Origin of the sequence: Marivirga aurantiaca, assembly GCF_016679925.1 — a bacterium.
Taxonomy (GTDB): Bacteria; Bacteroidota; Bacteroidia; order Cytophagales; family Cyclobacteriaceae; genus Marivirga; species Marivirga aurantiaca.
Genome location: NZ_JAEQBW010000018.1, coordinates 1 through 21,966 on the forward strand (window position 1 = coordinate 1; position 21,966 = coordinate 21,966).

11 protein-coding genes and 1 tRNA gene are annotated in these 21,966 nt (G+C 37.6%); 6 read left to right on the forward strand and 6 right to left on the reverse strand.

The genetic code is table 11. The features are described 5' to 3' along the window. The 6 genes from JKA74_RS20210 to JKA74_RS20235 form a co-directional block, all read left to right on the forward strand. On the forward strand, positions 1–6,844 hold a 6,844-nt coding region (locus tag JKA74_RS20210; protein ID WP_201433065.1), incomplete at its 5' end, for a PKD-like domain-containing protein. Positions 6,845–7,129: 285 nt separating this feature from the next. Continuing rightward, positions 7,130–8,416: a citrate synthase gene (locus JKA74_RS20215; RefSeq protein WP_201433066.1), complete on the forward strand. Its 1,287-nt coding sequence runs from the start codon at positions 7,130–7,132 to the stop codon at positions 8,414–8,416. 101 nt (positions 8,417–8,517) lie between these two features. Continuing rightward, positions 8,518–8,778, forward strand: coding sequence for an acyl-CoA-binding protein (locus tag JKA74_RS20220; RefSeq protein WP_201433067.1), 261 nt, complete (start codon positions 8,518–8,520; stop codon positions 8,776–8,778). Positions 8,779–8,794: 16 nt separating this feature from the next. Further along, positions 8,795–9,994 carry an aspartate aminotransferase family protein gene (locus tag JKA74_RS20225; RefSeq protein ID WP_201433068.1) on the forward strand — a complete coding sequence of 400 codons (1,200 nt, stop codon included), beginning with the start codon at positions 8,795–8,797 and terminating at the stop codon, positions 9,992–9,994. Continuing rightward, positions 9,991–10,668 carry a hypothetical protein gene (locus JKA74_RS20230; RefSeq protein ID WP_201433069.1) on the forward strand — a complete coding sequence of 226 codons (678 nt, stop codon included), beginning with the start codon at positions 9,991–9,993 and terminating at the stop codon, positions 10,666–10,668. Before JKA74_RS20225 ends, JKA74_RS20230 begins: the two co-directional genes overlap by 4 nt. Then, positions 10,665–11,246: a TlpA family protein disulfide reductase gene (locus tag JKA74_RS20235; RefSeq protein WP_201433070.1), complete on the forward strand. Its 582-nt coding sequence runs from the start codon at positions 10,665–10,667 to the stop codon at positions 11,244–11,246. The genes JKA74_RS20230 and JKA74_RS20235 overlap by 4 nt, the downstream gene beginning before the upstream one ends. 27 nt (positions 11,247–11,273) lie before the next feature. Here JKA74_RS20235 and JKA74_RS20240 read toward each other — a convergent pair whose 3' ends face one another. From JKA74_RS20240 to rpsA, 6 genes are all read right to left on the reverse strand, one after another. Next, positions 11,274–12,491 (reverse strand): cation:proton antiporter domain-containing protein, encoded by a 1,218-nt coding sequence (locus JKA74_RS20240; RefSeq protein ID WP_201433071.1) that lies wholly within the window; start codon positions 12,489–12,491, stop codon positions 11,274–11,276. 169 nt (positions 12,492–12,660) lie between these two features. Beyond that, positions 12,661–13,770, reverse strand: coding sequence for an efflux RND transporter periplasmic adaptor subunit (locus JKA74_RS20245; RefSeq protein WP_201433072.1), 1,110 nt, complete (start codon positions 13,768–13,770; stop codon positions 12,661–12,663). A gap of 1 nt (position 13,771) precedes the next feature. Beyond that, positions 13,772–18,091 (reverse strand): CusA/CzcA family heavy metal efflux RND transporter, encoded by a 4,320-nt coding sequence (locus JKA74_RS20250; RefSeq protein ID WP_201433073.1) that lies wholly within the window; start codon positions 18,089–18,091, stop codon positions 13,772–13,774. A gap of 42 nt (positions 18,092–18,133) precedes the next feature. Then, positions 18,134–18,538 carry a hypothetical protein gene (locus JKA74_RS20255; protein ID WP_201433074.1) on the reverse strand — a complete coding sequence of 135 codons (405 nt, stop codon included), beginning with the start codon at positions 18,536–18,538 and terminating at the stop codon, positions 18,134–18,136. 882 nt (positions 18,539–19,420) lie between these two features. Beyond that, positions 19,421–19,491, reverse strand: a tRNA-Cys gene (locus JKA74_RS20260). A 249-nt stretch (positions 19,492–19,740) separates the two neighbouring features. Continuing rightward, positions 19,741–21,741 carry a 30S ribosomal protein S1 gene (gene rpsA / locus JKA74_RS20265; protein WP_201433075.1) on the reverse strand — a complete coding sequence of 667 codons (2,001 nt, stop codon included), beginning with the start codon at positions 21,739–21,741 and terminating at the stop codon, positions 19,741–19,743. Positions 21,742–21,966 lie beyond the last annotated feature (225 nt).

The window sequence follows — 21,966 nt, forward strand, 5'->3', positions numbered from 1 at the left end:
CCAGTTCGAGGCTTTTGATCCGGCAACAGCTGCATGTGGAAGCTCTTATTATACCGTGGATGTAACCATTGACGAACCTGCCACTGTCAACATAACAACGGCCGGGGCCAATATCTGCCAAAACCAGGTTATTTCTTTATCAGGAGATTTCTCAGGAAGTGCCTCTTCTGCTACATGGTCAGAAGATGGAAATGGTAGTTTGTCCAATATCAGTGTTTCAGGAAATACGGTAACAGCAGATTATATTCCTGTACCTGCTGATGCCGGAAATACAATTATATTTACACTGACCACTGACAATCCTGCCAATACATGTGACCAGATAGCTGAAACAGTACAGTTTGTCATCGATGAAGCACCAATTTCTGCTATCACCACAACGGCCACTGAAGTCTGTGAGGCTGATCCTTTTACTTTGCAGGGTACTGTTTCAGGTGGGGCCAATAACGGAGAATGGCAAATCAAGGCAGGGCAAGGGGCTTCAGTTGATGCTTCCGGTTCCCTGACAGCTACCAACAACAACAGCGGAAGCTGGGAGGCTGTATTCACACCGAATGGTTCCTACTTCGGAGATGTTATTTTTGAGTTTGTTGCTTCAGCTCCAAACTCCTGTTCCGACCATGTGGAAGAGCATACTCTTAATATAAGATTGTTGCCTAGTGTAACTGATTTATCTTATGATTTGTGTGAAGATGTAGCAGGAATAGGAACAACGAATGTTGATTTAACCAGCTATAATACATTAGTTACTTCAGAAAACCCATCAAATATTACCATAGAATGGTTTTCCAACAGCAGTTTATCCAATGCTGTATCAGATCCTACATCAGAGAATGTATCAGATAATACCACTTATTATGCCAAAGTAACGCTTTCAGCTACTAATTGCTTTGATAAAGCAGAAGTAAGTTTTCAAATAGATCCGCAAGTTGTATTAACCGCGGGTTCAAATGAAGAAATTTGTGACGGTGAAGTTCTTGATTTGGCTAATTCAACAACTTTACCTAGCCAAAGTAATGCATCTTCATTATTATGGACTTCAAGTGGTGATGGGGAGTTTGATGATGAGACTACGTTAAGACCAAAGTATACCCCAGGCTCAAACGATTTGGCCAATAGTCCAATTACTCTCGAATTAACAGGTACTTCAAGTGGAGCATGTCCTACCGTGATAGACCAAATGGTGCTAACCATTAAACCAGTAGCGGTAATTAATCCAGTTTCAGATATTACTCTATGCCCCAATGATAACCAAGCCAGCATTCCTTTTAGTGCAAATTTATCCGGAGGTAATTTTTCATGGTCTGCCACTAATTTCTCTCAATTAGGCTTAGGAAGTGGTAGTGGTAGTGGAAACTTCCCTGCATTCACAGCACAACCAAATGCAACTGGTGCTACAATTGTTTCAGTGGTTACGGTAGATTACGAATTAAATAATTGTAATAGCATAAGTGAATCTTTTAATATTTCAATAAAGCCCACTCCTATTATTGAGGATATTTCTAATTTCTCCATTTGCCCAGGGGATGATGTTGATGTTATATTTGAGGCTAATACGACAGGAGAAATCTTTTCATGGACCAATAATAATAATTCTATTGGTATAAGCTTAAATAGTACGGGTACAGGGGATTTGAGCTTTACAGCAAATGAAAATAATACAGGAAATCCTATTACAAGCATCTTTAACTATTCTGCATTGCTTAATGATTGTAACAGCGTAACAAAAACCTTTACAATAACTTTGCAGCCTAAACCTGTAATTGATCCAATAACAGACATTGAAGTATGTTCATTTGAATCGATAACCACAAACTATACAAGTAATGTAAGCGATGCTAATTTCACATGGACCAATGACAATACCAGTACTGGGATACCAGCATCAGGCTCCGGAAATATAGATGTAAATGCTGCAGAAAATCTGAGCGGAGTAGATGAAATAAGTAATATCGAAGTAACTGCTACAAAAAATGGTTGTATAAGTGTAGTGGAAAGTTTTACAGTAACCGTAAAACCAAAACCAATCTTAGGTTCACAAACGGATCTGGAGATTTGTCCGGGAGACACTATACCTTCTATAATTTTCACTGATAATTCTTCTGCTAACAGTACAATCACATGGACTGCCACTAATGCTTCCAATATAGGTTTACCTGCAAGTTCAGGAACGGGAAATATTCCTTCTTTCATTGCTAAACCTAACAACACAACTTCAATTATCAATTCCAATATAACAGTTACCAGCAACTGGGATGGTTGTATCAGTACTTTGGTAAGCTTCCGTATTAAATTGAAACCTACTCCTATCATGAATAGTGTAAGTGATAAAGTTGTTTGTGGTGGAGAGGTAATTACTACAAGCTTTAGCAATAGCCTGGGAACAGCAGGAACTACCTATAACTGGAGCAATAGTAATACAGCAATAGGATTGCCTGCAAGTGGCTCTGAAGATTTAAATTTTTCAGCCGCTACTAACACTACCGGACTCCCTATTGAAGCTACTATATCCGTAATAGCTTCTAATAATGGTTGTGAAAGCCCTGAAGAAACTTTTAAAATAATCATTAATCCTACCCCTGTAATTTCTTCTATTGCAAATCAATCTTTTTGTTCAGAAGAAGTTATTTCAATACCATTCAACATAGACATAACAGGAGCATCTTTAAGCATTACCAATTCCAATTCTGCAATAGTGATGAGTTCTCCGGTAATTAATGGTAATAATATTGAGTTTACAACTGCCAATAATACTTCAGGCTCTGATTTAACAGGAACTTTTGTATTAACAGCGGAAAAAGAGGGATGCGAAGAATCTGAAAGCTTTGAGGTAACCCTTAAAAACAAGCCTGTAGTAAGTGCAGAAAGTGATGAACCTGCCTTATGTGCAAGTGATATAGTGAGTAGCCGTACATTTAACCATGATAGTGGATCCGGTACATTTTCATGGGAAATAACAAATACTGACCTAATAGGAGATGCAACACCTCCAACCGGGTCTGGAAACTTCCCTGGATTTGAGCTAGCAGAAAACCTGACTGGTGAAGACATAACAGCTTATGTAAAATATTTTAGCGAAAGCAATAGCTGTCGAAGCGAGGAAGACTCATTTAAAGTTACTTTAAAACCATCTCCTGTTATTCTAACTTCCGATACAGTGTTTTGTGCCGGGGATTTGGTAAATATCATTTTTGATGTCAATACAGCATCAGGAGGTACTTTCTTCTGGACAAATGACAACACCTCTATTGGAATAAACAATGCTTCCGGAACAACTTCCGGGCCTATTACCCCGAATGGCTTTACAGCTATTAACAATTCCACTACTACTGATAATGTAGCTAATATTACAGTATATGGAGATGTAAATGGATGTATTGGCCCTGTAAAAACAATAGAAGTAAGAGTGAAACCTATCCCAATTTTTAGTGCTGACAATGATTTCATTCAGGAAAGTTGTTCTGGTGATAATTTTATTTTCACTCCGGAATCAAACATTTCTACTACACTATTTGAATGGGAGCTAATTTCTTCACCAACATCTGTTAGTGGGGCAGTGAACAATGGTTCAGGTGAAATTAATTTAACGCTAACCAATACTTCTTCATCCGTACAAACAGTAAAGTATCAAATTACACCAGTAAACAGTAATTGTGAAGGTGTTGCTGAAGAACTTCAGATAAATGTATTTCCTGAAATTAATTTTGAAAATATTTCTGAAAGGTATTTTGTATGTAGTGGTCAACCATTTACTCTTGATATTTCTATTGATCAGAACATAAGTGGGATTGTATACGAATGGCAGGTTAGTAGCAATGATGCGGGGGCTACTTCCGGTTCAGGTTCTACAGTATCGGGCACAATCTATAATACTAAAACAGAAGATTTTGAAAATGATACCGTCTTATATAGTATTACTCCTACATTAAACAACGGGCTATGCGTAGGCCCGACAGAATTAGTGGAAGTAATTATCAATCAGGAAGCTATTGTAAATGCAGGCGAAGACAGAACTGTTTGTGAAGGAGAAGAAATAACTTTAACTGCTGAGATAAGCGGAAGTGCCAGTATAGGTTCCTGGACAGGCGGAGAAGGCACATTTTCCAATAGAAACTCACGTAACACATTCTATCAGCCTGCCGAAAGTGAGACGGGTAGTGTGATTACATTTACATTTACGAGTGATGATCCGGCAGGACCTTGTAGCGCAGGATCTGATGAAGTTAACATTACCATCGACAATTTGCCTGTTGCTTTAATTCTTAACAATCCATTTCCGGATGAAGTATATTGTATTAAGAATGAACCTAAAGAATTAACAGGGTTTGATCCAAGCGGGACTTTTTCAGGAGATGGTGTTTATTATGATAGTATTGCCAGCAAATATTTCTTTGATCCGGTACTTGCAGGAGTAGGTGGCCCTTACAATATTATTCATGAAGTCATCAATAGTAATGACTGTAAAAACTCCACATCTGTTAAAGTAGAAGTATCAAATGGTCCTGATGCAGAATTTAGCTTTAACGCCAGTCCTAACAAATTTGTATGCCCGAATGGGAATGTGGAGCTATCTCCTAAAACCCTCGGGGGTACATTTTCAGGTAATGGGGTGAGATTTAATACAAGTAATAAACCGGTATTTGATCCAACAGCCAATGATGTGGAAGAAATGAACCTTATCACTTATACCATTACAGACCCTGTTGCAAATTGCACATCCTCTTATACAGATACAATCTTCGTACTACCAAGTCCGGAGCCTCTATTGAGAGCCGATAATTTATGTGAAATAGCCAATGGAGTAGTCATTACTGATTTATCGTCATATTCTACTGAAGAAGATTCAATAGATAATGCAGTATTCAGCATTTCAGCAAACAACACTACTTTTAATTCAGGAGACACCATTATTTTCGCTACTCCCGGCACCAAGAACATTACCTTAACAATTACAACTAGCTTAGGTTGCAGATTTAGTAAACTCATACCAATTGAAGTTGGAAATATTCAGGAAGTTGATTTCAATTTTGAGAATGTGAGTACAAGTCTGGAAGGCACACAAGGCACCAGGTTCTTTGATGAATCTTCAGTAGATAATAATAATCCGATTACAAACTGGTACTGGGATTTTGGAGACCCTTCTTCAGGAGCAAACAATACCTCTACAGATCAAAACCCGGAACATAATTTCGAATTAAGTGGCACTTATAATGTTACCCTTATTATTGAAACTACGCTAGGTTGTTCCGATACCTTGAGCAAGGCTTTAAGTATATTACCATTTATATCCAATTATCCTTATTTGGAGGATTTCGAAAATGATCAGGCAGGTTGGAGTACAGAATCATCAGATACGCTCACAAGTTCATGGAACTACCTTTTTGAAAGTGAAATTTTTAAAGAAAATGGAAAGAATACTTCCATGTTCTGGAAGACCATTTATAAAGGAGAAGCAGGTTTTAGAAGGAATGAAAATTCGTATCTAAATGCCCCTAATTTTGATTTGAGCAGCCTGGAAAGACCTATGTTAGCTTTTGATATGTGGTTAGATGTGGAAGATCAGAATAGGGCCGGTGCCATTATTGAATACTCTTTAAATGGAAACGACTGGAAAGTACTTGGCGGAATTGACGACCCACTCAACTGGTATAATACCACTACACTTAATGCTATTGGTGATACTTCTTCAAATAAAGACCAGGTGGCATGGTCATACTTCAAAAATGAAGAATGGCACTGGAAAAGGGTGGCTTATCCTTTAGATAATCTTAAATCCTTAGGAAGTAATGTGCTTTTCAGGATTAATTTTAAAGGTAACGAAAATGAAAATTCTACAGGGATGGCCATTGACAATTTCTACGTGGGCGAAAGGAATAAGAATGTATTGCTGGAAAATTTCACCAATTTAAATGCAGTTGATTATGTTCAAAAGAAGGAGAATATTTATTCCTTAATGAATAGTGACTTTGGATTGGATATTATAAAGCTACAGTTCCATACCTCCTACCCTCTATCAGATACACTCAATAGCAGAAATAAGCTGCAACTGGATAGCAGAGCTTCTCTTTATGGTATCAATACTTCTACAAGAATGGTTTTAGATGGCGCACCTATCCTGGAAGAAGAAAGTATACTGGCAGAAACAACCAAAAAAACCATTAGGGAAAGATCTTTACAAGAGCCTGTTGATATTATCAAAGTAAAAATTGATACAACTGCGGAAAATCATTTGGTTAAATTTGAGGCTCAATTTACTTATGATACCAGTAAAATCAAGAATCGGGAATTGGCAGTCTATTTCTTTATTATAGAAAAGAGAATTAAAAATGATAACAGTAGTGATTCATTGGTGAACATTGTGAGGAGAATACTTCCGGACATTAATGGTGAGATATTGATAGGTCAAAATGAGGATAAGAAATTCATTTATGAATGGAGAGTCAAGTCCAACTATTCAGACAATGATTTGGCTATTGTATCAGTCCTACAGGATTTAAATACTAATGAAGTTTTACAATCCACTATTACTGATATAAATTCTGAAAAATCAATACATCAAGATGATATACTCGCAGCTATCTCACAAATAAATCTATCAGACATCATTATCTACCCGAATCCGTCCAAGGACAAAGTGTATTTTGAGCTACCTCAAATCACCTTAGAGGAAATGAAATACCTGATCCTGGACAATACAGGTAAAATAATTAAAAGCAGTACGATCCCAAGAGGGGAAAAAAGGCATGAAGTTTCTTTAAGAGGTGTAAGTTCAGGAGTATACCATGTGCTGTTTAAAGATAGTAATGGTAGTATCTCCAAAAAGAAAATTGTGTTAATTGATTGATCTTAACTTGGCGTAATGAATTCATTTATTGTAACTGTAATATCTACTTTCCATTCGTATCTCCAAAAAGAATAAACCTTATTTATATATAATAGTTTATTCTTTTAAGTGATATATCTATCATTACCCAAAAACAAAGTAGCCTGATTTGAAGTTAAAATATTAATAAAATGTACTTTAAAAATCATCTTATCAGTCTGTTTTAAAAGACTGATTTTTTGTTTAATTTCGGGTAATTAATCGTTAATTCAAGTTTTTACTATCAATTATATAACTTAAATCTACATGTCAGATCAAGCAAAATTATCATACGGAGGAAAAGACTACACTTTAGCTGTTGTTGAGGGAACTGAAAATGAAAAAGCAGTTGATATCAGCAAATTGAGAGCTGATAGTGGGCTTATTACTATAGACCCCGGTTTTAAAAATACAGGCTCCACCAAAAGTGCGATCACTTTTTTAGATGGTGAAGAAGGTATTTTAAGATACAGAGGTTACTCCATTGAAGACTTGGCCGAAAAATCTACTTTTCTAGAAGTTTCCTATTTATTGATTTATGGTGAATTGCCTACCTCTGATGAATTAGAGATATTTCAGAAAAAAATAACTACCCATACCTTAGTTCATGAAGATATTAAAACCATATTGGATGGTTTCCCCTCTAATGCACACCCGATGGGTGTTTTATCTTCTTTGGTTTGTTCACTTACAGCATTTTACCCGGGAGCACTTGACCCTAACAGATCTGCGGAAGCGGTTGATTTAAGTATTATTAGAATTTTAGCTAAAATGCCAACATTTGCTGCCTGGGCCTATAAAAACCAGGTAGGTCATCCTGTTAATTACCCTGACAATGAATTGGACTATTGTTCTAATTTCTTAAAAATGATGTTTGCCTTACCCGCAGAGAGGTATAAAGCCAATCCTGTAGTAGCAAGGGCTTTGGATCAATTGTTGATCCTTCATGCTGATCATGAGCAAAACTGTTCAACATCAACTGTGAGGATTGTGGGAAGCTCTCAAGCCAGCTTATATGCCTCCATATCTGCGGGAATCAATGCTCTTTGGGGACCATTACATGGTGGTGCTAATCAGGCAGTTTTAGAAATGCTGGAAGAAATCCAGGAAGCTGGTGGAGATACTGCGAAATTTATTGACAAAGCCAAAGATAAAAACGATCCTTTCCGTTTGATGGGATTTGGGCACAGGGTTTACAAAAACTTTGATCCACGAGCTAAAATCATTAAAAAAGCAGCTGATGACGTTTTAGAGCAATTAGGAGTAGATGATCCATTATTGGACATTGCCAAGCAGCTGGAAGAAATTGCTTTAAGTGATCCTTATTTTGTGGAGAAAAAGCTTTACCCTAATGTGGATTTCTATTCAGGTATCATTTACCGTGCAATGGGCATACCAACAGAAATGTTTACGGTAATGTTTGCCATTGGCCGTTTACCAGGTTGGATAGCCCAATGGAAAGAGATGAGGGAAAACAATGAACCTATTGGTCGTCCAAGACAAGTTTACACAGGCTATAACCACAGACCTTATGTGGAATCCAATAAAAGATAACGTTCTCAAATATAATTAATAGCCAAAAAGTCAATCTATTGTAATAGGTTGACTTTTTTACATTAAACCCAATAACATTCATACATCAATAATAATAAAAAATGAGTTTACAAGAAGATTTTAAAAATGCTGCAGAACGTTCTAAAACTGATATTGCAGAACGTCCTTCCAATGAAGATTTGTTAAAACTATATGCTTTATATAAACAAGCAGATGAAGGTGATATTACGGGTGAGAGACCAGGAGGCTTCGATTTTAAAGCCATTGCCAAATATAATGCATGGGAAGAATTAAAAGGCAAACCTAAAGAGGAAGCCATGCAGGAATATATTGATTTAGTTAATAAACTAGCCAGCAAGTAATTTCAATAAAGTGACCGTGCCATCATCAGCAAAACAAATCTTTCTTGACCATATAGCGCAAACTACGCCTTTTCCCTTTCTATTGGAGATTGAAAAAGCAGAGGGGATTTACCTCTATGAAAAATCCGGAAAAGCTTATATGGATTTGATTTCAGGTGTGGGTGTCAGTAACCTGGGACACCAGCACCCAAAAGTAATTGCTGCCATACAAAAGCAGGTAGAGAAACACCTGCATGTTATGGTGTACGGTGAATATGTGCAGTCTGCTTCAAATGATCTGGCGGAAATACTTGTAAAGCATTTACCTGGTTCATTAAACTGTGTCTATTTTACCAATAGCGGAGCCGAAGCCATTGAAGGTGCACTTAAGTTGGCCAAAAGATATACAGGAAGAACAGAAATGATTGCTTTCCGTGGAGCATACCATGGAAGTACACATGGTGCCTTAAGTGTTTCCGGTAATGAAAAGAAAAAATACGCATTCAGGCCACTCTTACCGGATGTTAGGTTCCTGAGATTTAATAAAGCCGAAGACCTTGATCAAATCACCACTAAAACAGCCTGTGTATTAATGGAAACCATACAGGGTGATGCTGGAGTAAGAATTCCCAATCAATCTTATATGGAAGCTGTAAGGCAGAAATGCAATGAGACAGGCGCCATGCTCATTTTTGACGAGATTCAAACGGGTATTGGCAGAACTGGAAAACTTTTTGCCTTTGAGCATTTTGGAATAAGTCCGGATATCCTTTGCAGTGCGAAAGCTTTGGGTGGTGGTTTGCCCTTAGGCGCTTTTATAGCAGATAAGGAGATGATGAGACATCTGACATTCAATCCTATGCTAGGACATATCACAACCTTTGGAGGTAACCCTGTTGCCTGTGCAGCTGCCGTGGCTACTTTGCAAGTACTGACAGAGGACCATTTATTAGAAACAGTGGAATCAAAAGGAGCATTGTTTGAAAAACTCATCCGGCATGATTCCATAAAAGAGATAAGAAGAAAAGGGTTGTTATTTGCTTTCGAGTTTGAAACGGAAGAAGAAGTTTTCGGAATAGTAGAAGAATGTATGGAGCAAGGAGTAATTTGCTTTTGGTTTCTTTCATGCCCTAATAGTTTCAGGATTGCCCCGCCCCTTACTATTAGCGAAGGAGAAATTAAAAAAGCCTGCACTATCATCAATGAAGCTATTGCAAAAGTTCAGGCCAAGAAATGATAAATCCTGTTGTACAATCGTTTGATATCGAGCAGACAAAAGAGATTGTTCAAGGGTTCCAAAAAGCCTTTCCTTCTACCTACGACTTCAGCAAACACAGATTTATATTCCAAATCAATAATGAGCTGGAGTTTTATTTCCGTTTACCCCTCCCTTTCCAATTGGATTATCTCAATCAGGACACAAATCCGGAAGATTGGTCGAACCCTTATATTATCACCATCATTCAATCAGGCAGTGCAGCATTAGCTTATTGCGAAGGGTTGCAAATAATAGAACACAAAGTATTCAAAGCCTACATGGTGAGAAAAAAGCAGGGCAAAAGCCAAATAAAATATTTGAAGACGAAAGGAAAATCCAAGGCAGGTTCAAGGGTGAGGCTAAGCAATACGGCACATTTCTTCGAAGAAATTGTGGAGAAAATGGGAGATTGGCTTAATTATTATGAAGTAGAGAGAATTGCATTAAGTCTGAATAAAACACTATATCCCTATTTTTTCAATAAGGATAATGACATACTTGATAAGAAAGACGAAAGGATTTTCAAAATACCCAAGCACATTGAAGAACCTTCCTTTGAAAATTTAATCAAGATACATTCCTATTTGCTGAAAGCTGAACTGATATATTCTGAAGAGCATAAAGAGTTGATCAACAAAGCAATAAAAATATGAGCAAGTCAAAGAAATTCAACTGGAAAAAGGAACTCAGAGGTTGGTTGATTACTTTAGCTGTTTTTGCCGGATTATATTTCAGCGGGCTTCATACACCTATAATTGGCGCATTACAATCGTTATTACTATATACTCAACTTTGGAATCCTGCTACGGAAGATACAGGTAATATTCCTTTCCGATATGAAGGAGAATTAGTCAACGACAAGGGAAATAAAATAGCATTTGATGAATTACACAATCAAACCCTATTTATTAACTACTGGGCTACATGGTGTCCTCCATGTTTAGCCGAAATGCCACATATTAATAAACTCTATGAATCATTAAAGGATGAACAGAACATTCAGTTTTTATTGATTTCAAGGGATGAAGATTTTAGTAAAGCAATCAGCTTTATGGAAAAGAAAGGGTATGACATACCAATTTTTACTGAATCGGAAGTAAACCCTCAACTTCGGAGGCAGGTTTTACCCACTACTTTTGTGATAAGTCCCGATGGAAAAATAATATTTGAAAAGGAAGGCATGGGAAACTTTAATACAGATGATTTTAAGGATTTTTTGAGGGGGCAATAACATCTACATCTAACTGTATAACCATTATCATTTCTTCTTATAGTAAAGCTTTTCCAAAGGTAAGCTGGTAAATCCATGAACAATAGTAGAAGCAAAGACCAATAAAGCAGGAATAGCCCATGCTGCTTCCAATCCTGTTTTTTCCTTTGCCAAAATAGCATAAAATAAAGCTGCTACTCCGATAGGCCCAAACCAACCAACGATAAGCATTTCCTTCCATTTGCCTCTGAATTGAGGCAGGAATGGCTTTAAAATTAGAAAAGCAGGAATTCTTCTCAGAAAAAGAATGAGTAATACTATCCAAACAGCCGACCAGCCAAGAGCACTCCATTCTTGCCAGGGTATAAATACACCAAACAGGAAGAAAACAGGAATAGTAAAAATCCGCTCCATTGATTCCTGAACCTTTTCTTCTTTAAGATCTTCATTTTTCTCAAGATGCCTTGAAAAACCAAGGCCTCCTATAAACACCCCAATTATTCCATTCATGTGTAAAGTTTCGAGTCCGGCCAACAGTAAAAATGCTAAACCTAAAGAGAATGATAATAAAGCTTTCTCAGTCATATACCCTGCTTTATGAGCTCTATGCATCACAACCCCTGCTAAATGGCCAACTACAAGTGCAATTACAGCAGAAAGTACAGTTTCATATAGGACCGTGTGACTAACCCACTTTTGCAAAGGGAATTCACTTCCTTGTACTAAAAAAATGGCGTAAAAAACTATAGGATAAGCCAAACCATCATTAGAGCCGGATTCAAAGGAAATGGTATGCCGAACAGATGCAGGAAGGAATTTTTTCGCATTATCTCCACTAACGATAGTAGAAGCTACCACAGGATCGGTAGGTGTAATAATAGCTCCAAACAGTAAACATTCAGCAAATGAAAAGCCAGTAAAGACCCAGTAAAGCAAACCACTTGCTGAAAACCACATCAATATCATACCAATCAATACAATAACCGATTGGCTGATATAATTCTTCCTAAAAAAATTGCCGGGAATTCTCAATGCTGTAGACATGAGAGCCATAGCTATAGTGAACTTGCAAGCTAATTCTAATATATGATCTCTTTCTTTACCTGAAGTAGCATGTATTATATCCAGCACCTCAGGCCCCAAAAGAATACCAGCCACCATAGCTAAAAGTGGCTGGGTAAGAAAAATATTTTGGATGGGTTTAACAATAGCTCCTGCCGTAACAGTGAATAAACTAATAAAAAAGAGAACTAGCATTAAATCCATTTCCTTCTTTCCGTTTACTATAAGGACGCAGCAGGAGTAGATTGGTTACGAAAGTAGATTTTTATTCTGTAGAAGCTTATCCATTTAAAAAAAGGAAGGCTATATCTTCTGTTCACTTATATCTACAAGCAATGTTCCTTTTAAAGTGTCACAGATAAAATATTCTTCACTACCTTAAATAGTAAGCCCCATCTACAACAAACTTTCTGCTTTCCCAATCTTTCAATTCTTCAATGGCTAAATGGGTTTCATCCTCATCTAGTTTCTTTATTTCTATTTTTTGAAATTTACCTTTTGATAGCTTTTCAAAGGCAAAATACCGCTTTCCCGACTGAACTGTTGCGGTTTTAGGGATCAGCAACAAGCTATCTGATGTAAGCTGTATGCTTACATTTAAATTAGCTCCTAATGGAATATCAACAGGTTCTGCCAGATCAGCATGGGCTATGATGCTATTGCCCTGCACTTTCTTATTGATAAAATGTAACTCACTCTGGTAAATATGTTGACCTTCAGGCAACTTAAAAGTAACTAATTGCCCTTCTTTTAATAGTGCTGCATCTTTGGGAAACACTTCAAATTCCAGGTGCATCTCATCCAAATTAATGAGTTCGAACAGACTTTTATCGGGAGTAACTAACATTCCTCTGTTGATATTAACTTCTGTAACCACCCCATCAAATGGAGCTCTAACAGCCAGCCTTTCTTGTAAATCACCCTTTTGTAAAGCTGAAATATTCACTCCTAATTGTTGAAGCATTTGTTGTGTACTTTCCCTCTTTACCTTTTGGCTAAAGTAGTTGGCCTCAGACTCCTGGATGCTTCTTTTTGAAATAGATTGATTTTTCCCCAACTCTTTTTTACGCTCATAATCTTCTTGTAATTGTTTTTCTGTATTTATTGCTGCCAAAAATTCACTCTGCAAGGCACTAATTTCAGGATGTGAAAAATAGGCCAAAACCTGGCCTTTAACCACGCTCTCCCCTGGTAAAATCTGGCTATATTCTATAAATGCCTGGTGTGCCAAATGAATTTCAGCAATATCTTTTGGTGCTACAGCCAATTCTCCAAAAACATTCAGCGTCTTGCTCAAAGGTCGTTTGACAAGTGTGCCGATTTCGATAGTAGTATTCTCCAATTCTGCCTGGTTCAACTCAATCAGGGAATCAGTTCCTCCTTGAGTAGTTGCCTCAGTTTCTTCCACTTTTTGTTCATTACAACTTGTACTAAGCACCAAAAAGATGAGCAATAAGGCAGATAATATATTTAAATTTCTCATTTTATTCTTGTGTTAAATAATGAATGTTAATAGACAGGTTAGCCAATTCCTTCTTGAGCTCAAGGGCTGTTTTTTCGATATTATATAAACCATTTAGGTTCTGGACATACTCATAAAAGCTTAACTCACCTATACTTAAGGCTTGCTGAATAGCTTCTTTTAATTCTTCCAGTTCTGAAAACATATTTTTACTCTTTTCCAGTTGTTGTCTATAGTTTGAATAATCCTTTTTGGCTACCATCAATTGTTGTTGCAAGCGCAGATTTTGCCAATCCAATTCCGTTTGCTGAATTTGTTGTTCTATTTTCAGTTCATTGACTTTTCCTTTTACTCCATTGTAAAAAATCGGGATGCTTATTCCTATTTGAAAGCTTTGGAAACCCTGCACATTTTGTAAACTTTGATTAACATAAGCTACATAGGCATCCGGAAAATATTGTGCTTTGCTTACTGCCACCTTACCAGCGGCCATCCGCAGTTGTTGTTGATTTCGAATTTGAAATACTTGATCCAGGAACAGTGAATCCAAAGAACCTGTGATACTAAAAACACTATAATCTTCCGCCTGTTCAGGCATATTGCCACCACAAAAGCATAGCTGTTCTATTACTTTACTGGCTTCATTCAAGCTCTTCCTATTTTGAAGCAATTCATTTTCAACAGCTAAAAGCTGAGCTGACAGACTTAAAGTCTCCAGTTTCCCAGCTTCTCCAGCTTCAACCATTTCATCGGCTCTCTGCCTGTTATCCTGCAATAACTCTTCCTGCTGTGTTAAAAATTCAACTTGTTTCTGATTATACACCCAGTTATTCCAGGCTTTTCTAACATCCGCCTTTACTTTTTTCTTTATAATTAAGAAATCTTTTTCAGCCAGTTTTACAGCTTCTTCCGCAGCATTTGCTCTCCTGAAGTTGGCAGGTATATTACCCAAAGGTTGCTGAATATTCCAACTATAATCAATTTCAGGACCATCAAGTTGCCCTCGTTGATAAGCTATACCTGTGGACGGAATAACAAATGCCTGAGTCTTTATTGCTCTGGCCTTTTCAATCTCCATTTGTGCTGTTAGTACTTCAGGATGATTTTTGAGAACCAAATCAAATAGCTCAGTAAGTTCTTTCGGCTCATTTAGAACATTTTGTGCTGATGCGCGATTTTGAGTTCCAAAAACTCCAGCCAAAAACAACACTGTGATAAGCATTAACTTACCAGCTTTTGGAGCTTTACGGGAATTGATTAATAAGAATAATGCAGGTAGAACCACCAAAGTAAGGAATGTGGCAGTTACCAAACCTCCAATCACCACTGTGGCCAATGGCTTTTGCACCTCTGCCCCACTGGAAGTGGATAAGGCCATTGGTAAAAAACCCAATGAAGCAACCATGGCAGTCATAATTACAGGTCTTAGCCTATCCATACTTCCTTTAGTAATCACTTCCCTTAAAGAAAATTCACCTTCTGCCTTTAGATCGTTTAAATGGCTGATCAGTACAATCCCATTTAATACGGCCACACCAAATAAGGCAATGAAACCCACACCCGCAGAAATACTAAAAGGCATATCCCTCAGCCAAAGTGCCAGTACACCACCTATGGCTGAAAGCGGTACTGCTGAATAAATCAACAAAGCATATTTCACCTTTCCGAAGGCAAAATATAAAAGAATAAAAATTAATAGTAGGGCAATTGGCACCGCTATAGATAGTCTATCCCGCGCTTTTTGTAATGTTTCAAACTGACCACCATAGCTAATGGAATAACCAGGATCAAGTTTAAGGTTCTGATTCAAACTTGTCTGGATATCCTCAACTAATCCGGCAATATCCCTGTCTCTTACATTTGCACCTATTACTACACGTCTGCGAGTATCGTCTCTTGAAATTTGTAGTGGCCCTTCACGATAATCCCATTTGGCTACTTCGCTCATAGGAATCAATTCGCCTTTGTTGGTAGGAATTGTCAATTGGTCTAATATAATATTATTCCGAAATGCCTCCTGTAGCCTGATCACCAATTCAAACTTTCTCTCTCCCTCAAAAATCACCCCGGCATTTTCCCCGGCATAAGCCGCTCTGATGATACGATTTAATTCATCTACAGAAACACCATATTGGGCCATTTTACTACGATTATACTGTATAACCCATTGCGCAAGCCCCTCCGTTTGTTCTACCTTAACATCAGCCGCTCCGGAAATTTGCTGCATAAAACCCGCAGCCTGATGTCCATAATCAGCTAATTTTTCTAAATCTTCACCATAAATTTTAACTGCTATATCAGATTTTGCCCCTGTTATCAATTCATTAAAACGTAATTGAATAGGTTGAGTGAATTCAAAATCGGCTGCTGGAATGACGGATAATTTTTCCTCCATTCTTTCGATCAGGCCAAACCTATCACTTGCAGTAACCCACTCCTCTTTAGGCTTGAGAATGATCATAATATCAGCCAGTTCTATGGACATGGGGTCGGTAGGAACTTCCGCTGTTCCTATTTTGGAAACTACGGATTTCACTTCCGGGAAATTATCCAATAGAATACGTTCTGCTTTTGTACTTGTTTGGATACTTTGATCCAGTGAAGTTCCAGGAGGCAAGGTCATCTGCATAGCCAAATCACCTTCTTCCAACTGTGGAATAAATTCGGAACCCATCCGACTAAAAATAAACAATGATATGGCTAAAAATGCTACTGCAATGCCAATGGTAAATTTAGGCCTGTTAAGTGAACTGTTTAAAAGAGGTAGATATAACCTTTTCAGAAAGTTCATAATCTTATCTGCAAAAGTAACTCTGTCTTTAATGTTTTTATTAAGAAATAAAGCTGCCATCATAGGCACATAGGTCATAGACAAAATCATGGCACCTAAAATAGCAAAGCTGACTGTTTGAGCCATAGGCCTAAAGGTTTTCCCCTCAATTCCAGTTAAAGATAAAATAGGCAAAAACACCACAAGTATGATCAAAACCCCGAAGGCGGCAGACTTGTAAATCTTTTTAGAGGATTCCAACACCACATCATCCATTTCTTGCTGACTTAGCTTTTTACCCACATAGCCAACAAAAAGAACGTGTAATATGCTCTCAACAATGATGACCGCGCCATCTACTACAATACCAAAATCAATAGCGCCTAATGACATTAAGTTGGCAGAAACATCAAAAATATTCATCATGATGAAAGCGAACATCATGGAGAGTGGAATAATTGAAGCTACAATTAAACCTGCTCTAAAGTTGCCCAACAGTAAGATTAAAACCAGGATCACAATGACACCTCCTTCTAAAAGGTTGGTTTTAACTGTATTTATAGCTCTGCCCACTAAATCAGATCGATCAAGATACGGTTCAATATAAACACCTTCAGGCAATGATTTTTGAATCTCAGCTACCCGGTCGTTCACTAATTGTAAGGTCTCGGATGAATTGGCCCCTTTCAACATGAGGGTGATCCCTCCTACCGCTTCACCTTCCCCATCCTTTGTCATGGCGCCAAAACGCTTGGCACTACCAAATTGCACCGTCCCAATATCTTTAATTAAAACAGGAGAATGGCCATTGGAGCTGACTAAAGTATTACGGATATCATTTAAATTGACCATCATACCTTCTGTTCGAACATAGTAGGCAGTCTGATTTTTTTCTATATAGCTTCCACCGGAGTTCTGATTATTATTCTCCAAAGCCTGAAGTACATCATCAAAACTTAGCTGGTGTTGTGCCATCAAAATAGGATTGATAGCCACCTCATATTGCTTTAAAAAACCACCAAAGGAACTGACTTCAACAATGCCCTTAATGCCAGACAATTGTCGCTTCACTATCCAATCCTGAATAGTTCTCAGCTCCATGGCAGAATAATGATCTTTAAAAGCATCATCAATTCCTAATGTATACTGGTAGATTTCTCCTAAACCTGTGGTAATGGGCATCAACTCCGGTATTCCCAACTGCTTGGGAATTTCATCGTTCACTGTATTAATTTGTTCCTGCACATATTGCCGGGTATCAAGAACCGGTACATGATCTTCAAAAACGATGGTTACAACGGACAATCCATATTTGGAAATAGACCTGATTTCATCTACCATGGGGATATTAGCCATGGCTACTTCCACAGGATAAGTAATGAATTGCTCTACTTCCTGAGCAGAAAGTGAAGGACTAACGGTAACGACCTGTACCTGGTTATTGGTGATGTCGGGCACCGCATTGATGGACAGTTGGCTCATGGAGTAAATTCCCCCACCTATTAATGCCAACACACCAAAAAACACGATTAATTTGTTCTTGATGGAGAACGAAATGATTTTTTGAAACATGTAGATTTATAATTATTTAAGAAAAACTGAGAAAATGGTTTCTTAAATAAACATAGGCGGGCCTCTATAACTAAAAGCCCGTAACAGGAAAAGGTTATTGAAAGAAGGTGTTTGTGTAGAGGGAAATTCAACAATAATATTTAATGGTAGTAAATCAAAGAAAAATGCTTGAGCACTCAACACTTTATCTACTACTATAGTATCATTATAACCAATGGGAAATTGACTTTTTGATTGTTTGTAATTTTCCAAATGACCTGCACCCAAATTAATATGGAAACCTACTTTTAAAAGATCTATTGGCGAGTTGACAGGTTCTTCTTGCAGGGTAGCTTGTAAATCAAAATAATTCCCTGCATGTTGATCGTGATGATGAGGCACAAAGCTATGTAACAGCAGAATGCTGATAGATAGACTTAATAGAAATATGGTGAGTACCCTTTTCACAAAACAAAATTAATCTTTATTTTTTAGAGAAATCAAACTCGTAGAAACAAAATACTTAATTTGAATTCTTTCCAAACAAATAATGATACGTTCAAAGCTAATAGAGGGTTTTAAAAAGCTTTGATTCCACTGGTTATTGCAAGCCTGCTATTTCGTGTCAACGGAATTCATGTAAAGCAATCCGTTAGCTATAAACCACGCTCTTAGCTTCGGTCAGTTGGAATTGTAAAATTTAGTAGCCGGTCGAGATCTCCTTGATTGGAAGTTAATCTCTTTCTAAACATAATATGATTACCTTTCATAAGATTGCTTCACCTCCTTATCGTTTATACTTGGCTATAGAATTTAATGAAAGCGGATTCGCAATAACCATTCTATTTGTGTCAGGTTTTTCATTTGTCGCTTCATTCTCATCTGCTCTCAGACTTTGGTGCATAAAAAAAACCCCTAAGGTTTTTACACTATAGGAGGTTAAAAAAAATGTGAGGTCACGAGCGGATTGCTCATACCCGCTAGGCATGCCGCACAAAGCCCTCGCGAACCAATCAAGCCAACTTTTGATGCAAAAGACAAATCGAATATAAGATTGGTGTCGAACCGAGCGGTTCTCATCCGCTCTCAGACTTTGGTGCATAAAAAAACCCCCTAAGGTTTTTACACTATAGGAGGTTAAAAAAAATGTGAGGTCACGAGCGGATTGCTCATACCCGCTAGGCATGCCGCACAAAGCCCTCGCGAACCAATCAAGCCAACTTTTGATGCAAAAGACAAATCGAATATAAAGATTGGTGTCGAACCGAGCGGTTCTCATCCACTCTCAGACTTTGGTGCATAAAAAAACCCCCTAAGGTTTTTACACTATAGGAGGTTAAAAAAAATGTGAGGTCACGAGCGGATTCGAACCGCTGTAAATGGTTTTGCAGACCACTGCCTAGCCACTCGGCCACGTGACCTTGTTGTATTTGCGATTGCAAAAATAGAGATATTCTGCCGCTATACAAAGGTTATACCAAAATAATATAGGAAAAATTTGAGTGACAGATAGAGCTTCATCCCGCTTATCCCTCGCATGAAATTAAATCAGACTAAGCTAGCCATAAATAAAAAAGCCATCCTGATATCACAGAATGGCTTCAAATTTATTCCATCAAATCGACCTGCCAATGCAAACGAGTTGATGAGTAGTTTGATAAAGAATAATATTACTCTTTATCTTCTTTTTTATCATCTTCAGCCTTAGGCTCTTCCTTTTCAGCTTTTGGCTCTTCTTTCTTAGCCTTAGCTTCTTCTTTCTTGGCTTCTGCTTTAGCTACATCAGGAGCAGGAGTTTCTACTTCTGCTTCAGATTTCTCAGCCTTAGGCTCTTCTGCTTTTTTAGCAGGAGCTTTTTTAGGAGCTGATTTCTTAGCATCACCTTCCATTTGCTCTTTCAATGCTGATAAAGCATCCAAATCACCTAAAGTAGATGAAGAACCTTGCTGTTGTTGCTTAGGCGCAGAAGATTTCTTCTTGCCTTTTGCAGCTGCAGGAGCAACTTTCTTCTTTGGAGCTTCTTCCACGTCAGAATGAGTGTGCAGGTGAGATAAAACAATACGCTTATCATCTTTAGAGAATTCCAATACTTTGAATTCCAAAGATTCACCTACTTCAGCCATTGACTCATCAGCCTTTTTCAAGTGTTTAGTAGCAACGAAACCTTCAATTCCGTATGGCAATTCAATTACCGCACCTTTTTCACTCTTATTTAAAACAGTACACTTGTGGTTTGATCCAACAGTAAATACAGTTTCAAAAGTATCCCAAGGATTTTCTTCCAATTGCTTATGTCCTAATGCTAATCTTCTGTTTTCAACATCAAGTTCTAATACAACAACATCTAATTCTTCGTTTACTTTCACAAACTCAGATGGATGCTTGATTTTCTTAGTCCAGCTTAAATCAGAAACGTGAACCAATCCGTCAATGCCTTCTTCCAATTCAATGAATAAACCGAAATTAGTCATGTTGCGAACCACACCTTTATGCTGTGTTCCTACTGCATATTTGGTCAATACTTCTTTCTTGTTCCAAGGATCTTCTGTCAATTGCTTGATGCCTAATGACATTTTTCTTTCGTCCTTATCCAAAGTAAGTACTACTGCCTCTAACTCATCACCAACATTGATGAAATCCTGAGGATTTCTTAAGTGCTGTGACCAGCTCATTTCAGAAACGTGAATTAAGCCTTCAACACCAGGAGCAATTTCTAAGAATGCACCATAATCAGCTACGTTCACTATTTTACCTTTCACTTTAGATCCGATTTCCAAATCAGCGGCCAAAGAATCCCAAGGGTGAGAAGTCAATTGCTTCATACCTAACGAAATTCTTTTCTTGTTCTCATCAAAGTCTAATACTACAATCTTAACTTTTTCGTCAAGTTTAAGCACTTCTTCAGGATGATTAATTCTACCCCATGAAATATCAGTAATGTGCAATAAACCATCAACACCACCTAAATCGATGAATACACCGAAGTTAGTCATGTTTTTGATCACACCTTCTAATACCTGACCTTTTTCAAGGTTGTTAAGGATTTCAGCTTTTTGTTTTTCGAGATCTTTCTCTATCAATACTTTGTGAGAAACTACTACGTTATCATTGCTGTAGTTAATTTTCACAACTTTCACTTCCATTTTCTTGCCAACGAATACATCGAAGTCACGAATAGGTTTCACGTCAATCTGAGAACCCGGTAAGAAAGCTTCTACTCCGTGGACATCAACGATCAATCCACCTTTAGTTCTTCTTTTAACAATACCTTCAATGATTTCATCACCATCTAAAGCATTTTGAATTTTATCCCAGGCACCAACTATTTTGGCTTTTCTTCTTGATAAAACGAGTTCCCCGTTTCTATCTTCCTTTTCTTCCACATAAACTTCTACCTCATCTCCTACTTTAAGATCAGGCACATCGCGGAATTCGTTGGTGGGTACTAAACCATCAGATTTGTATCCAACATTTAACACAACATCACGCTCATTGATAGCAACCACTATCGCTTTCACAACTTCCTGCTCAGCAAGATCAGTCGATACATTGTCGTACATGCTAGCTAATTCTTCCTTTTTAGCTTGTGAGTAACCTTCACCAAAACCTTTGGTTTCAAATGCTTCCCAATCGAACTCTTCGTTCTTTACGCTTTCTTGATTTTCTGCCATAATTGTCAGGGCCCTTTATTTTTCGATAGTCAAACCGGACCTAATTTGCCATCGTTTTGGTTTACAAATACTTATCTGAAAAGATAAGCCGCTCACTCGAACGGAACGCAAAGGTACAATTTATTTTATACAGTGCAATAGGAAAAATAAGAGTTCGGCTAGAAAATTATGCTACTCAAAACCAGAAAAGTAGGACTCTGTTTAATATATAGGATGACAACTTGT